Here is a 15,808-nt window from a genome sequence, read left to right as displayed (position 1 = left end):
ACAAAAACATTGAGGTGATATGAGTACCGAGACATTAGAAAAAGCTAAATCCGCTATTCCGGTTAGAGGATTTTTAGATATAAAAGATATTGCCATTCCGCAGGGAGAAGAATTGGTAAAAGCTATTCTTGATCTTAAGAAAGAAAAGAATGCCGTTATCCTTGCCCATTATTATCAGCCCGGAGAAATTCAGGATATTGCTGATTTCCTGGGAGATTCTTTACAATTAGCAAGGCAGGCGAAAGAGACCAATGCAGACATGATTGTATTCTGCGGAGTTCATTTCATGGCTGAAGCAGCAAAAATATTGAATCCGACTAAAAAAGTAGTTCTTCCGGACACGATGGCGGGATGCTCTTTGGCAGACGGATGCAGCGGAGAAGGACTAAGAAAAATGCGTGAACAGCATCCTAATGCATTAGTAGCTACTTATATCAACTGTAATGCTGAAACGAAAGCTGAAAGTGACATCATTGTAACCAGCTCCAATGCTGAAACCATAATTGAAGCGTTACCAAAAGACAGGCCGATCATCTTCGCTCCAGATAAAAACTTAGGAAGATACTTATCTAAGAAGACAGGCCGCGATATGATCCTTTGGGACGGAAGCTGTATCGTTCATGAAGCATTTTCTATGGAGAGAATTGCTAAACAAATGGCAGACAATCCGGATGCAAAATTAATTGCACACCCTGAAAGTGAAGAAGCGGTTTTAAAGCTTGCTCACTTTATCGGATCTACTTCTGCCCTGTTGAATTATGTAGAAAAAGATGACTGCCAGAAATTCATCATCGCCACAGAAGAAGGAATCCTTCACGAAATGAAAAAACGCGCTCCACATAAAGAACTTATCCCAGCCTTGGTTTTCGATGAAAGCTGTAACTGCTCGGAATGTTTCTATATGAAGCGTAACACAATGGAAAAATTATATTTATGCATGAAATATGAGCTTCCTGAAATCCTTATCGACGAAGAGCTTCGTTTAAAAGCTTTGAAGCCTATTGAAGCGATGCTGGATCTTTCAAAAAGCATAAAATAATTTTTCACCTTCTATTGAATATTTATTATATTTGAGCTGAATCTCAAAAACGTTCAATATGAAAAATCTGAAAAAATTAGACAGAAAAAGTCTTAAAAATGTAAATGGGGGAAATGATACCTGCAATTTAAATTGTGAAATTCATGAAACCTGCGGTGTGGGTTGCTATGGGCTACTTATTTGTGTTCCCAGAGGACAATACATTCCGGATAATTGTTAAAAAAAAGCACTGTAAAAACAGTGCTTTTTTGTTGATCAGACTTGAGAGAAGCAATCTGCACTTACCAATACACATGCTTTGCAATTGTTCGGAAGATTCCAATACGTTTCGCAGGAATACATATACTCCGGGCCGGGGCCATATGTAGCATGAGTAGGACAGCCTCCACATGTAAGGGATCCTTTTAATGTGCTCAATTCTTTCCTGTTAAGTTTTTTCAGATTTTTCATATTAATTTTTTTATTGTTTGGTTTTTAAATATATTACTTTTGTCATATATAACCAGAATCATGAGTAAAATCTTTCTTGAAGATGTAAAAATATATGCCCATCATGGTGTACTTCCTGAAGAAAACATTATTGGCACTTATTATATCATTAATGCTGAACTTCATACGGATTTATGGAAAGCCGCGGAATCTGACGACCTGAATGACACCATAAGCTATGCAGATGTGAATGAGATCATCCATACTGAGATGAAAATCAAATCCAAGCTTTTGGAGCATGTTGCCGGAAGGATCATTTCAAAAATTCATGAACAATTTCCACAAATTGATTATATCAAAATCCGGATTACCAAAACGAGTCCGCCCATGCAGGGAGAAATGAAGGGAGCAAGCATAGAACTTGAGAAAGGTTTTAAACCGGAGAATTAAAATATTCTTATTTTAGTTTCATCAAAAAATATAAAGAAGTGAAGTTGATTAAAATAATATTTTTGCTGGCCTTTATAATAACTTTTGGACAGAATAACAGCACTAATCAATTAGCCGTTTATAATTTCCCGAAAATCAAATCGAGTATTACCATGCCGGTTACTATTCCGCTTTCGGGAATCAGCAGTATGGTCAACTCATCGGTAAAAGACCTTATTTATCAGGATGATTCCTATACGGATAACAATAATGATCAGTTTAAAGTTAAGGTTTGGAAAACCCGTCCGATCCGTTTGGTAGGAGGAACCAATCAAAACCTTTTAATTGAAGTTCCCTTAAAAATATGGGCAGAAAAAGGAATCGGAACCCTGGGCGTTTATTCTTACCAGAATACCACTTTTGAAACCGTGATGTATTTCAATTCTGCTTTAAGTTTTAAAAATAACTGGACCATTACGACCAATACTCAGCCAATGGGCTTTAAATGGGTGACCAAACCGGTTCTTGATTTCGGGAAAATTGAAATTCCCATTACTTCACTGGTTGAAAAAAGTTTAAAGGAACAGCAGGAAAAATTCTGTAAAACCATTGACCAGCAAATGGCAACACAGCTTAATTTCCAGCAATATGCCGTTATGGCGTGGAATGTCTTTTCACAGCCATTCAATATTTCTGAAGAATATAATACATGGCTGAAAGTAACCCCTGTCAATGTAAATATTACTCCATTGAAATTCTACGGGAACCAGATTGATACCAATATCGGAATTGATATTTATTCCGAAACCTTTACAGGGAATAAACCGGAATCATCACAACCGATAAAATCTGCTGCTAATTTTAATTTCATCCCTCTTCTTGCTGATAAATTTATTCTTCAGACCACTGCCAATGTTCCCTTCACCGAAGCGACCCGTATTGCAAGAAATATGTTCTTAAATAAGGAATATGATGTCCGCGGTTCTAAAGTGAAAATTACAGACATTAAAGTATATGGTGTTGAAAACAGGATCATGATTGAAGCAGAAACAGAAGGGTATGTAAAAGGCAAATCTTTTATTTCCGGGATTCCTGTGTATGACGAAACGAAAAAGAAAATTGTTTTATCGGAGACTAAATTCAATCTGAAAACGGCCAATATTTTACAAAAAACAGCTACTCTTTTATTCAAGGGCAAGATCGTTAAAATGATTGAGGAGGAATATGGAATTCCTACGCAGGAATTGGAATTGGCCTCCAAAAAAAGCATTGAAGAAGCATTCAATAAAGAATATTACAAAGGATTAAAAATGAATGGAAAGGTTTTCAACCTGAAGCCAACGAATATTCTTTTAAATTCATCAGGAATTACTGCCGTTATTGACACTAATGCTACTTTAAAACTAATGATCAACGGAATTTAAAAACATAAATATGAGAAGAATTTTAAAAATTGTTGAGGACAATAGAGCTTCAACCGGAATCAGATTTTCAAATTATATCATTGACTCGATTGTATTAATCATCGTAAATATGATTTTATCTTTTATAGCTCTCTTTCTTTATGAAATAACGGCACTTACTTTCTTTGATTTTTATAATAATGGTGGATTACTTTGGGAAATAGTAAGTGGAAACATCATTTGTGCTATATACTATTACTTATGGGAAAGATTTTCCGATGGAAGAACTGTTGGAAAATATCTAACAAATACAAAAGTAATCAGCACAGATGGCCTACAACCGAGCGCTCAACAAATCCTATACAGAAGTTTATCCCGTATAGTCCCTTTTGATGCTATTTCTTTTTTAGGTGGCGGAAACGGATGGCACGACAGCTGGAGTGATACCCGTGTAATTGATATCAAAAAATATAATGCTGAAAGACAGACAAAAGAAGAGATAAACAGCATTGGCGAGAAAGAAATTGCCTAAAAAACTTTGATTGATTAATAAAAATTTTTATATTTGCACACTTCAAAAATGGTACTTTGGCCGAGCGGCTAGGCAGTGGTCTGCAACACCATCTACAGCGGTTCGAATCCGCTAGGTACCTCAAAGCCTTTCTATACAAAAACTGATTATCAGTAATTTATAGAAGGGCGTTTTATTTTGTTATCATTTTGTGTCCATTTTCGCTCCAGTCTGCTGGAAATAGAAAAAGTTAACGCCATTTAACTTCTTTTTCTAAAGACTCATACAGTATGTAATCTCCAATATACGGACAAATATACGCTCCTCATATGCGTATTGTGATGTAAATAGCTCAAGTTTATATAGTAATGGTAATTGTTTATCTATCCTTTTATTAATTGATGTTCTTCAGTATTACCAAAGAATGTCTATTCAAAAAGAGCCTCATATAGCAATTTCTAATATGTGTATTGAGTAAATGCAATTGAACAAGTTTTACAGTTCATAAATGTATTTTAACTAAAAAATCCCCGTAATTCGGGGATTTTTTTTTAGTATAATGGTGGCCAGACTACCTCGTAGGCATCAATTGAATTAACATTCTGAACAGCACTCCATGCAAAGTGATACCTATTAAAGGCTTCCTCGCTGGTTATATATGTAATTTTATTACCTTCTCTAAAATATACATATCCATTGTTAACATTTCTAATCAGTCCATTATCAATAAACAATGGTTGACCTATAGGGTAGCCAGTTATTGTTGAAGCTTCATTAAAGCTATATACAGTATAAGTGAAATTTTTGTTAGAAAATAATCCATCCCATGTTGCTTGTGAATCGATGTGCCTCAATTCTCCTTTATATCCCCACATATAAAAAGGAATTCCATTTTGGATAACTTTAACAAATTGCCCTTCAAAATAATATCCACTTTTTGCAGTTGGATTATTTAATGATTGGCTAGTATCTACATTCATACTCTCTTCAATAGAATCATTTGAACAATTTGTAATAGTTAATGTACTTAGTAATGTTACTGATAAAATAAAATATTTTTTCATATTAAATAATTTGAATGCTAAATGTAATATTAATTCTTTATTTAGTGATATTAAATTATTTAAAAAGTTATCAACAATTTGCGTCAAGAAAACAAATCATTTTTTTTTATATTTCGAAAACTAACTTAAAAACCACATCATGTTACATTAACCTGATGAAGGCCAAGAATTTAGAGAATTAGTTTATGCCGTTAACTCAAATTATGATATTGACTATTGTAAGCAAAAGATAAAAGCACCTGAAAATAGATGCTTTTTATACTCAAATATAAACATCTATTCCTTTTATCCCCCATTCCTTTTAAAATATATCATCTCATTCTATATAAAAAAATTCCCCGGATCTCTCCAGGGAAAAAAACTAATAACCATGAAAACTCATACGAGTATGAGTCACATTGTTAATAATAAAAATTATGCCAAGTATTCCGAAATCTGAAAATTGTTAAAAAAAACGATAAAGTTCTATAAAAATAAAACTTCCCCCTTTAGAAGAGGAAGTTTAAAGCATAGATAGTATAAGATGAAAAAAAAGTATTTAGATTCTTTTCATAAAATTACCACTTCACTTGCAATTGGATTATGACTGGAGTCATAATTCCCTTATTACTTTAAGAAACATGTACAGCTAATAAAAAAAGAAACCTCCCATTTACATGGGAGGAAAAACACAAATGATGAAAAAAAATTATTTCGAATGTCTTTCGACAGTCCAAAATTAAAAAATATTCAGTTCTTAATCAAGAGAAAAATCAAAATAATCATAAAATTTTCAAACAAAAAAATTTTAAAAAATTATAAAGTGTTATGTTTGAATTTTTTACAACGTAAAATTCTTCATTAATAAGTGAAATTCAATAATAAAATAAGTTTAATATCAAAAAAAGATAAATATTATTCACTCCTTCCTACAAAAAAAACTCCTCTTTCGAGGAGTTAAAAGTATATGGGGTCTAAAAAAGTGTTTATCTGTTAAGCGAATCAGCTTTATTGCTATTCATAGTATTGTTCATATTATTACGATTTGTACTATCCTGAACTGTAGACAAAGTATCTGCCGGAACTACAGAGGTGATGGTATCAGATATTGTTGCAGAATCACTAACGTTAGTGTTATCCTGTGTCTCAGTTTTTTTGCAACTTAAAACAAAAAGAGTCATTCCTAATAATAACAAAAAATTTTTCATATATAAATAATTTTATTGGTTATAATGTGGTGGTGTATGATAATATGAGTCAAATATATATAGGAATAAATGGAAATTATATGCGTAGAATCATAAACCCGTTTTTATAATAAAAATAGTCTCCTTAAAAGGAGACTATAAACAAATGATGAGAAATTCTGTTCAAAAAGGTAATTGCAAAACTGCTCACTTACTACTCCTCCCACGCAATCGGAACATATATGGTTACATATCCGTCTGCATCAACCTGGGCATCAGAAACAGTTCCTACCACCGAGCCATAACCAACCCAACCGCCTTGCCCCTGCATTGCCGTGAAGGTATAAGTTCCTTCAGGAAGGCCGTCATAAAATTGAGGAAGAGTTTGAAAGCCGCCACTGCTGGATCCATAACTGTCATAGGTCTCTCCTGTTACCACATTGGTAGCCACAAAACCTCCTAAATCATAACTTCCGGAAAGTGTTTTCACACCACTTTGAGAAACCAGTCCGTAACGGATTTGGTATGTTTTTGTTTTAGAAGCCTCTTTAGAGTTGGTAGAATGGGAAGCCGTTGGAGAATCCATCACTAAATCATCATTGGAAGTACATGCTGTAACAGTAAGTCCAAGCCCTGCCATCAGCAAGGTTTTAAAAATTGTCTTTTTCATAAAAATATAATTTGGTTAATCAAAGTTAATCTATTAATATTAACCTAATGAAAAATAAATATTAAATAAAACACTTACGTAAGCTGAAAGGAACTTAAACATTTTCGAATTTTAAGATTTTTTTTAACTTTTTAACATTACTTAACTTAAACTTGGCTTCATAATTGAAAATTAGATAATAGCCGAAAGGCCCACTAGTATAAAAATTTGAATTATGAAAAATATAGTATTAGCAGGTTTAATGTCCGTTTTTGTAATGACAGCCTGTAAAAAGGATGACCGAACAGCTGAAAAATCTCTTGAACAACAGAAATTAGAGTTCCAGGCAAGACAGCTTGAAATTGAAAAACAAAAGCTTGCCATTGAAAAAGAGAAAATTGTATATGAAGCACAGAAAAAGGCAGACAGCATTGCAGAGAGCAGAAAAACAAGAGCGGTGGCAGAAAATAATTCAAAGCCACAAGTAATAAGAGAAACAAGAACGGTTTATAGAGACCGGGAAACAAGTTCCGGTTCAGGAAATGGTACTTATGCCAATAACGGTACCAGCTCATCACAGGGAACTACCCAAAAACAAGGAATGAGTAAAGCTGCTAAAGGAACCATTATCGGTACGGTAGGTGGTGCAGCCGCAGGAGCTATCATCAGTAAGAAAAATAGAGGACTTGGTGCTGTTATCGGAGGTGTAGTAGGAGGTGCAACCGGTTATACGATTGGTAGATCACAGGATAGAAAAGACGGTAGAGTTCAGCCTCAATAATATATATGAGAACAACAAAAAAGATTGCTTATTTTTAAGCAATCTTTTTTTATGGCCTATATTCTATTTTCTTTATTCCTCATCATCCCTGCGCTTATGGGATTAGGAAAAATTGCAGAGAACCTTTTCGGTTCACTTTTTTATGGAATTTCGGGCAAAATAATCTCCGGAATTGTAGCAATAACCATAGTATGGACCGTTCTGGCATTTTTCATTCCATTAAATATATATCTGGAAGGCATCACTTTATCATCTGGTATTTTCTGTTTTTTTAGATACCGCCTTTATAATGAGTGGCACCAGTTTTCTAAAAGAGAGGGACTTATAATGGGGACCATCGCCCTGATCATATTATTTTGCAGTTCTTTCTATCCCTATATTCTGGATCATTTCGGGTATTATGTTCCAACCATACAATGGATTACGGAATATGGGATCGTAAAAGGAATTTCCAATTTAGACCTTACCCTCGGTCAAATATCCTTATGGCATATTTTCCAGGCAGGATTTTCCAATTTTTCAGATCCGTTTCTGAGAATTAACGCTATTCTATTAATTATTTACACCATATATATTGTAGAAAAAAAGAGATGGATACATCTTTGTTTCATCCCTGTTCTTTTATTATTCACCCAATCACCGAGCCCTGATTTGCCGGTTATGGTTTTTTCATTGATTATTTTAAATGAAATACTTTCAGATAATAAAAAGGCCTGGCTTATCTTCTTATTCTCAACATTTGTTTTCGCCATTAAACCCACCATGATCTGGCTCCCAATCCTGGGCCTGCTCTATTCGGTTTTCATTCTTAGATCTAATGTCAAAAATTTTATTGGCGGCACTTTGCTTATTTTTTTGTTCTGCCTTAAAAATATCTGGACATTCGGGTATCCTGTTTTTCCGGTAGCCTTAATGGATTTAGGCGTAAGCTGGAAACCTAATCCTGAAGTTTTAAAAATATCTTCCCAATATGCCATTTTAAAAACCTATGATATGCAATATTCTTATCAGGAAATTCAGCAATTTTCCGGATGGGATTACGTTAAAAACTGGCTTTTCTTAGATGGGATTAAATCCAAGATCAATATTCTATTTATCATAAGCTTATTATTGTTTACGATTTTTGCTTTTCTTAAAAAGAAAATCGTCATTTCTCTGATCTGCATTTCAATTCTCATTAAAAGTATATTGATCCTGCTTTTTTCCGCACAATACAGGTTTTTTATAGACATACTCTTTGTCATATTTTTCGTCGTATTCTTCAATTTTTTCAATAAAAAAAGATCACTTCTGCTTTTTTCATGCATGAGCTTTTTCTTCATCGGATTTTTGTCTTTTCCGGAAATCGTACAGCAAAATATTCCAAGCTTCAGATTAAGCAACTTTATGGGGAAATTTCAAAAAGAACAACTTTACAAACCTTCTTCTTATCAAAATCAACCTTTTGATACTTACCAGGTAGGAAATCTGAAATTCAATGTTTCAAAAAATTATCCTTTTAATTTTGATACTCCACTCCCTGCAATTTCTTCAAGCTACCTCTTTGATGATGAAAAAGCGGGCATATTTCCGCAGCTTATTGACGAAAAAAATATAAAAAAGGGATTCATCTGGAAAAAAATGGATTCACAGCAAAAAAAACAGGCGGAAAGCATCATTCATTCTATCAAAAGCTCCTATAAATAGAACAAATGCAAAGACTTTATTATCTGAAGAAAAAACGGTAATTTTGTATCATGTTCAATACTTTAGGTAATCTTCTCAGTCTTACAACATTTGGAGAAAGTCACGGTGCAGCTTACGGCGGCATCATTAATAATTTCCCGGCAGGTCTAACCATTGATTTCGATAAAATCCAGTACGAACTGGATCGAAGAAAACCCGGCCAGTCTGCCATAGTCACTCAAAGAAAAGAAAGCGACAAAGTACAGTTTCTTTCAGGGATTTTTGAAGGAAAAACTACGGGAACTCCCATAGGTTTTATTATCGAAAATGAAAATCAGAAATCAAAGGATTATGATCACATTGCAAAATCTTATCGTCCAAGCCACGCAGATTTCACCTATGATCAGAAATTCGGAATAAGGGATTATCGTGGAGGTGGAAAATCTTCGGCCAGGGAAACCATGAACTGGGTGGTTGCAGGAGCAATGGCCAAACAGCTTTTATCTGACATTGAGATCAATGCTTACGTATCTTCCGTAGGTGAGATTTTCTGTGAAAAGCCTTATCAGGATCTGGACTTCTCCAAAACGGAAACCAATGAAGTTCGTTGCCCGGATGCGGAAACAGCGGAAAAAATGATCTCCAAAATCAAAGAGATCAAAAAAGAAGGCAACACCATTGGGGGAACTATTACCTGTGTTATAAAAAATGTTCCCGTGGGAATTGGCGAACCTGTTTTTTCCAAACTACAGGCCGAGTTAGCAAAAGCCATGCTTAATATCAATGCATGCAAAGGTTTCGAATATGGAAGCGGTTTTTGCGGCGCAAAAATGACCGGGAAAGAACATAACGATGCTTTTAATACTGATTTTACCACAAAATCCAATCTTTCCGGCGGAATCCAGGGTGGAATTTCCAATGGAATGGATATTTATTTCAGGGTGGCTTTTAAGCCTGTTGCCACCATTTTAAGGCCACAGGAAAGTGTAGATCAGGAAGGAAACCCTGTAATTGTGGAAGGAAAAGGAAGACACGACCCATGCGTATTGCCCAGAGCTGTTCCTGTAGTGGAAGGCCTTGCTGCTTTTGTGCTGGCAGATCTTTTCCTGATTAATAAAACGAGAAATATCAATAATTTTTAAATATCATATTGTGAGTAATGAAAAATTACTGGGATAAAGCAATCACCTTTGAAGAATACGTTCAGATTGCTAAACAAAGACTTGAAAATCCTTCCAGTCAACAGGAAGCAGATTATAAACAATATTATGAATTAGGCCTTCAAAGAATTGACAGAACCTTAAAAAAATATGTTGCTGATGAAGAACAGACCAATCTATTGAAGACTAAAAACTTCAACGGAAAAATTTTAATCATTTCTGAAGCCTGGTGTGGTGATGCAAGTGCAACAGTTCCGGCTTTAGTTAAGTTTTTTGAAGGACACAACGAAGTAAAGATCTTCCTTAGAGACAGCGATACAAGTCTTATTGACCAATTTTTAACGGACGGAACCCAATCTATCCCGAAAGTTCTTATTTTAGATCATAATTTTAATGTAAAAAATTCCTGGGGACCGCGTCCGAAGTTCGGTAAAGAATTATTAATGAAATTCAAAGCCGATCCTGAAGCTTATCCAAGAGAGCAGTTTTATAATGATCTCCAGATTTATTATGCTAAAAACAGAGGTAAAGACGCCATCCAGGAAATTGTAGAATTATTATGAAAAAAAACATCATTTATATTGTATTGATCGTTATTATCGGGATCATTGCCTTTGTACCGGGAGTAAAAGATTTTCTAAGAGATCAGTTTTTTCCGATCGCTACTATTGAAAATGCCGTAACCGTAGGTGAAGAAGATTACAATATCGAACTTCAGGGAATCAATGTTCCGAGCACCAATCTTAAAAACCTTAAGGACAAACCTATTTTCCTGAACTTTTGGGGAACATGGTGTCCTCCGTGCAGAAAAGAATGGCCAAGTATTCAGAAATTGTATGATACCCGAAAAGGAAATGTGGATTTTGTTCTGATTGCCATGAATGATGAGGAGGCAGCGGTGAGAAAATTTTTACAGGAGAACAATTATACGGTTCCGGTATATATTGCCCAAAGCCCGATTTCAGAAAAATTATTACCTAAAGTCTTTCCCACCACTTTCCTTTTGGATAAAACCGGCAGAATCTTGATTAAGGAAGATGCCTACAGAGACTGGAATACAGAATCTGTTCACCAGTTTATTGATAATATTGTTAAATAATTTTTTAACTAAACGTTATAAGTGATTTGGTACAGAATTTGAGAATTTTGTAACGTTGGAAAATCATTTATTAAAACTAAACACAAAATGAAGTATTCAAAACTGAACCTGGCTAAAGAAGCGATCAACCATAAAGGTTTCGTGAAAAAGATCCCTGATATTTTCAGGATGGTCAAATTATGGAGAAAAGGACTTTATCCAATGAAGTCTATAGACATTATCCTGCCTTTGTTAGGGCTTTTATATGTCATCTCTCCTATTGATCTGCTTCCTGATTTCGCATTACCTGTATTAGGGGTTATGGATGATTTGGCTATTTTATCTTTAGCAATACCTAAGTTGATCAAAGAAGTGGATAAGTTCTTACTTTGGGAAGCCGAAAAGAAATACAATAGCGGAGATACTAAAGTAATTGATGCTGAAATTGTAGAATAATTGACAGAACATATTCTTCAAGCCATTCCATTAACCGGAATGGCTTTTTTTTAGAAAATGCTGATAAATTTTTAAGCCTTATTTCAAATCATTAAATTTGCAACATCTAATAAAAAATAATGGAAAGTAAAAAAGAATTCTTTTTAGAGTGCTACAAACTGGGAATTATTAAATTCGGAAGATTCACCCTGAAAAGTGGCATCGAAAGTCCGTTTTATGTAGACTTGAGACCTTTGGCTTCAGACCCTAAAATTTTAAAAAATCTTGCTAATTATCTGCTGGAAATGCTTCCACTGGATAATTTTGACTTAATCTGCGGAGTTCCTTATGCTGCCCTTCCCATGGCAACAGCTATGTCTCTGGAGAGTTATATTCCTCTGATTATTAAAAGAAAAGAAGCCAAAAGCTACGGTACTAAAAAGATGATTGAGGGAATTTACCAAAAAGGACAAAACTGTCTATTGGTAGAAGACGTTATTACTTCCGGAAAATCTTTAGTAGAAACCATCGCCGAAATTGAGCAGGAAGATATTAAAGTTTCTGATATTGTGGTAGTGCTTGACAGGGAACAAGGCGGAAAACAATTATTAGAAAGTAAAGGATACAGAGTTCATACCCTTTTCAATATTTCCGAGGTTTGCAGTATTCTTCAGGAAAATGGTGAGCTAACTGATGAAGAGGTAAAAAGAATACAGGATTTTCTTCAGGGAAATCATATTCAGTTTGAAGAAAAGATAAGATGTTCTTATGAACAAAAGCTAAAAAGTGCTCAGCATTCGGTTTCTAAAAAATTATTGGAAATGGCTTTGGCAAAACAATCCAACCTTATTGCTTCCGCTGATGTTACCACTACTCAAGAATTATTGGAACTGGCTGAAAAGGTCGGCCCACATATTATTGCTTTAAAAACCCATATCGATATCATTTCCGATTTCGACTATGAAAAAACAATTGTTCCGTTGAAAGCGTTAGCTTCAAAGCATCAGTTTTTATTGATGGAAGACAGAAAGTTTGCTGATATAGGTAATACGCAGGAATTACAGTTTACAAGTGGGATTTTCAAAATTACCGACTGGGCGGATTTTGTAACTTCTCAGGTCATTGGTGGCTTTGAATCTTTGGACTGTTTTAGCAATGTGGGTGTTGTGGCGATCATCGGAATGTCTTCCAAAGGGACGTTAACCACCAATGCTTATCGTGAAGAAGCACTTAAAGTTGCCTTATCCCATCCTAACGTTATAGGCGGAGTATCACAACACCCGCTTCCGGATGAAATTTTATTATTTACTCCGGGTGTAAACCTTGCAGACTCCGGGGATGGAAAAGGACAGCAGTACAATACCCCGGAACATGTTTTCAAAAATCTTCATACCGATTTTATCATTGTAGGAAGGGGTATTTATAAAGCGGCCAATGCTGAAGAAGCGGCCATTACTTATAAAAATGAAGGCTGGAAAGCGTATGTTAATTCTTTGGAAAAAAAAGTAATTCAGAGTTAAAATCTTACAGACTATAAATCAAAATAAGTTATATTTGGACTTTATCACAGACGTTTGAAAAAGGTTATTAGTATTTGTCTTATTTTGTTTGCTGGTGTTGCTGAAGTTGCTGCCCAAAGTGACAGTATATATATTGAAGCGAAATTGTCTCCGGACAAAAAAACACTATCTGTAAATCAGGAACTTGTTTATTACAATCATTCGGAAAAGGATCTGCAGACGATCAAGCTGTTAAGCTGGGTTTCTGCTTATAAGAAACGCGGAACTTCTTTAGTATACCGCAAGCTTGAAGACAGAAATAATGATCTACATTTTGCAAAGCCGGAACAGCTCGGCAATCTTTTGTCTTTAAGCATTAAAAGTAGAGATCAGGAGCTTTTACTTACCAATAAAGTTTCTGATGAGAATCTTTTCATACCTTTAGCCAGCCCCCTAAAACCTGGAGAAAGTCTACAGCTGCAGCTGCAATACCAGATTCAGCTTCCGGATCGTAATTTTACCGATTACGGAACATCCGATAAAAATGTTGCCTTAAAATATTTCTTTATTGTTCCGGATCACTTTGATCCGGACAATATTTCCAAAAGGAATTACCATGATATTGAAGAATCTGTGAATTTCAATACACACTGGACGATCAATTTTGATCTTCCGGTTAACTATTTTATTGAAAGTAATCTTCCTCAGACTCAGATGAATTCTTTTAAGGGCTATTTGGATTCCGATCCGGAATTTATAATTTCCCAGAATGAATATCCTTCTATACTAATTAAAACGGATGAAATTGACACGGAGGTAAAATTCGGATATCATTTAAAACAGGAGGAAAAACAGAACCTGGAATTCTATCTTCCTTTACATTTAAAATTTCTTCAGGAAAAAATTGGCCCTATTCCAAAAAAGATTTTTATTTCTGATAAATTCAGAGGAAAAGAAGATTTTTTCGGGAATAATGATATTAAATTCTGGAAATTCAAATTCCAATTCTTTACAGATGCTGAAAAAATCGATCAGGACTATTTCGGAATTATTACAAAAAAAATACTTGATGAAAAGATTATTGCGGATAAACAGGACGATCACTGGTTTAAAAACGGTATAAAATCCTATCTGGAAATCCAATACCTGAAAAGGTTTTACAGTAATGCTTTATTGCTCGGCAGACTTCCGGAGGTAAAAATTTTTGGTATTAAGCCTTTAAAACTTTTCCATGCTTCTGAAGTAAAGCTTTTAGATCGTTACGGCTTAGCCTATCAGTATATCATGTCTCAGAATCTTGACCAGAAAATTGATGAAAAGTTTACCGCTTTAAGCAACTTTAATGATATGGCGATCAGCAGCTTTGAAACCGGAACGCTTTTCAATTATACTGCTGATAAAATGGGTACCGAAAACTTCGAACTGCTTCTCAAACAATATATTGATAAAAATATCCATCAACAAGTTAAGCCCAGAGACTTTCTTGAGGAACTGACCCTGAAAGATCACTCGGCCAGCTATCTTTCTGGTTTCCTTAATCAGAAAAACAGGGTAAATTTTAAATTTAGAAAATTCAGAAAAGAAGGCGATTCTCTCACTGTTAAAATATATAAGAATACAGACCTTGCCATTCCTGTAAAGCTGGAATCTCAAACCAAAAGCGAGGAAAAACAGAGCTACTGGACTGAAACAAAAGAGGGAGAAAGAAGAATGACTGTTTCCATCCCCGCACTGGATACTTATAAAATCACCCTCAATGATGATTATATCTTCCCTGAATCCAATTACAGAGACAATTTCTTATATACAAAAGGATTTTTCTCTAATATGAAAAAAATTAAAATCAAGCTTATTAAAGACATTCCCAATCCTGAGTTTAATGAAATTTATTTAAACCCAAGAGTACGTTTTAATAATACTTATGATAAATTCCTGTTTGGAATTAACTTCAAAAATCAATCGTTTTTTGATCAGAAATTCCTATATTCTGTTACCCCCATGTATAGTTCCGGAACAGGAAAACTTACGGGCTCGGGTACAGTTTCTTATTCTTTCTTACCCGCTGAAAGTATCATCAGAAGTTTGACATTTGGCGTTAACGGTTCTTATTTTCATTATGATTATGATCTTGCCTATAGAAAAGCATCCGTTTTTTCCAATATCAACTTCAGGAAAAACCCCAGAAGTACCGTAAGCAGAGGAATTGCTGTTTCCTACAATTTTCTTGAAAGAGATTTAAGCCCTGCCATGATTGCCAGAAAAGATTATGACAAATACAATCTCTGGAGCATTGGATATGGATATACAGACAACCAGATGATCCATGAAAAAAGTCTGAGTGTAAGTACCCAGATGATGGAGGATTTTAATAAAGTGACTGCAGAAGGGTTCTACCGGTGGGAGTTTGCCCCAAAACAGAAGCTGAGCTTAAGATTATTTGCCGGATATTTTTTGAGAAACGAAACAAGAAATAACACCTTTAATTATGGTATTTCAAGGG

At 34.7% G+C, this 15,808-nt stretch carries 16 protein-coding genes and 1 tRNA gene; 14 read left to right on the top strand and 3 right to left on the bottom strand.

What is annotated here, in order from left to right; translation table 11 throughout:
- Window positions 1-19: 19 nt before the first annotated feature.
- Complete coding sequence (nadA, locus tag ACGHIN_RS03745) at window positions 20-1,039, top strand: quinolinate synthase NadA (RefSeq protein ID WP_390450929.1); 1,020 nt, start codon at window positions 20-22, stop codon at window positions 1,037-1,039.
- A gap of 58 nt (window positions 1,040-1,097) precedes the next feature.
- A complete protein-coding gene (locus ACGHIN_RS03740) occupies window positions 1,098-1,259 on the top strand; it encodes a bacteriocin-like protein (protein ID WP_390450928.1) in 162 nt (53 codons plus the stop codon).
- A gap of 35 nt (window positions 1,260-1,294) precedes the next feature.
- Here the strand turns inward: ACGHIN_RS03740 and ACGHIN_RS03735 are convergent, their stop codons facing one another.
- On the bottom strand, window positions 1,295-1,489 hold the full coding sequence (locus ACGHIN_RS03735) for a bacteriocin-like protein (RefSeq protein ID WP_390450926.1): 195 nt from the start codon (window positions 1,487-1,489) through the stop codon (window positions 1,295-1,297).
- Window positions 1,490-1,546: 57 nt separating this feature from the next.
- On the opposite strand from ACGHIN_RS03735, the gene folB reads away from it, so the two are divergent.
- The 4 genes from folB (at window position 1,547) to ACGHIN_RS03715 (ending at window position 3,953) form a co-directional block, all read left to right on the top strand.
- On the top strand, window positions 1,547-1,918 hold the full coding sequence (folB, locus tag ACGHIN_RS03730) for a dihydroneopterin aldolase (protein ID WP_390451071.1): 372 nt from the start codon (window positions 1,547-1,549) through the stop codon (window positions 1,916-1,918).
- A gap of 62 nt (window positions 1,919-1,980) precedes the next feature.
- The gene (locus ACGHIN_RS03725; protein ID WP_390450925.1) at window positions 1,981-3,321 is read left to right on the top strand and encodes a DUF4403 family protein; all 1,341 of its coding nucleotides are present in this window, start codon (window positions 1,981-1,983) and stop codon (window positions 3,319-3,321) included.
- Between the two features lie 10 nt (window positions 3,322-3,331).
- Window positions 3,332-3,832, top strand: coding sequence for an RDD family protein (locus ACGHIN_RS03720; protein ID WP_390450924.1), 501 nt, complete (start codon window positions 3,332-3,334; stop codon window positions 3,830-3,832).
- A gap of 50 nt (window positions 3,833-3,882) precedes the next feature.
- Window positions 3,883-3,953, top strand: a tRNA-Cys gene (locus ACGHIN_RS03715).
- Between the two features lie 409 nt (window positions 3,954-4,362).
- Here ACGHIN_RS03715 and ACGHIN_RS03710 read toward each other — a convergent pair.
- Both ACGHIN_RS03710 and ACGHIN_RS03705 read right to left on the bottom strand, forming a co-directional pair.
- Window positions 4,363-4,875: a hypothetical protein gene (locus ACGHIN_RS03710; RefSeq protein ID WP_390450922.1), complete on the bottom strand. Its 513-nt coding sequence runs from the start codon at window positions 4,873-4,875 to the stop codon at window positions 4,363-4,365.
- Between the two features lie 1,380 nt (window positions 4,876-6,255).
- Window positions 6,256-6,711 (bottom strand): hypothetical protein, encoded by a 456-nt coding sequence (locus ACGHIN_RS03705; protein ID WP_390450921.1) that lies wholly within the window; start codon window positions 6,709-6,711, stop codon window positions 6,256-6,258.
- 214 nt (window positions 6,712-6,925) lie between these two features.
- Here ACGHIN_RS03705 and ACGHIN_RS03700 point away from each other — a divergent pair, with 214 nt between their 5' ends.
- The 8 genes from ACGHIN_RS03700 to ACGHIN_RS03665 all read left to right on the top strand — a co-directional run.
- On the top strand, window positions 6,926-7,471 hold the full coding sequence (locus tag ACGHIN_RS03700; protein ID WP_390450920.1) for a YMGG-like glycine zipper-containing protein: 546 nt from the start codon (window positions 6,926-6,928) through the stop codon (window positions 7,469-7,471).
- Window positions 7,472-7,522: 51 nt separating this feature from the next.
- Window positions 7,523-9,157 carry an LIC_10190 family membrane protein gene (locus ACGHIN_RS03695; protein ID WP_390450918.1) on the top strand — a complete coding sequence of 545 codons (1,635 nt, stop codon included), beginning with the start codon at window positions 7,523-7,525 and terminating at the stop codon, window positions 9,155-9,157.
- A 50-nt stretch (window positions 9,158-9,207) separates the two neighbouring features.
- Window positions 9,208-10,278 (top strand): chorismate synthase, encoded by a 1,071-nt coding sequence (gene aroC / locus ACGHIN_RS03690; RefSeq protein WP_390450916.1) that lies wholly within the window; start codon window positions 9,208-9,210, stop codon window positions 10,276-10,278.
- Window positions 10,279-10,295: 17 nt separating this feature from the next.
- Window positions 10,296-10,859 (top strand): thioredoxin family protein, encoded by a 564-nt coding sequence (locus ACGHIN_RS03685; RefSeq protein ID WP_390450914.1) that lies wholly within the window; start codon window positions 10,296-10,298, stop codon window positions 10,857-10,859.
- Entirely contained in the window at window positions 10,856-11,395 is a 540-nt protein-coding gene (locus ACGHIN_RS03680; protein ID WP_390450912.1) for a TlpA family protein disulfide reductase, read from the top strand. Before ACGHIN_RS03685 ends, ACGHIN_RS03680 begins: the two co-directional genes overlap by 4 nt.
- A gap of 87 nt (window positions 11,396-11,482) precedes the next feature.
- Window positions 11,483-11,830: a YkvA family protein gene (locus ACGHIN_RS03675; RefSeq protein ID WP_390450910.1), complete on the top strand. Its 348-nt coding sequence runs from the start codon at window positions 11,483-11,485 to the stop codon at window positions 11,828-11,830.
- A 119-nt stretch (window positions 11,831-11,949) separates the two neighbouring features.
- A complete protein-coding gene (gene pyrF / locus ACGHIN_RS03670) occupies window positions 11,950-13,329 on the top strand; it encodes an orotidine-5'-phosphate decarboxylase (RefSeq protein WP_390450908.1) in 1,380 nt (459 codons plus the stop codon).
- 54 nt (window positions 13,330-13,383) lie between these two features.
- The coding region (locus tag ACGHIN_RS03665; RefSeq protein ID WP_390450906.1) for a gluzincin family metallopeptidase at window positions 13,384-15,808 on the top strand (2,425 nt) is incomplete at its 3' end.

Origin of the sequence: Chryseobacterium barbadense (assembly GCF_042849955.1) — a bacterium.
In the GTDB taxonomy this organism is placed as follows: domain Bacteria; phylum Bacteroidota; class Bacteroidia; order Flavobacteriales; family Weeksellaceae; genus Chryseobacterium.
This window is presented reverse-complemented; position numbering and strand designations above follow the sequence as displayed.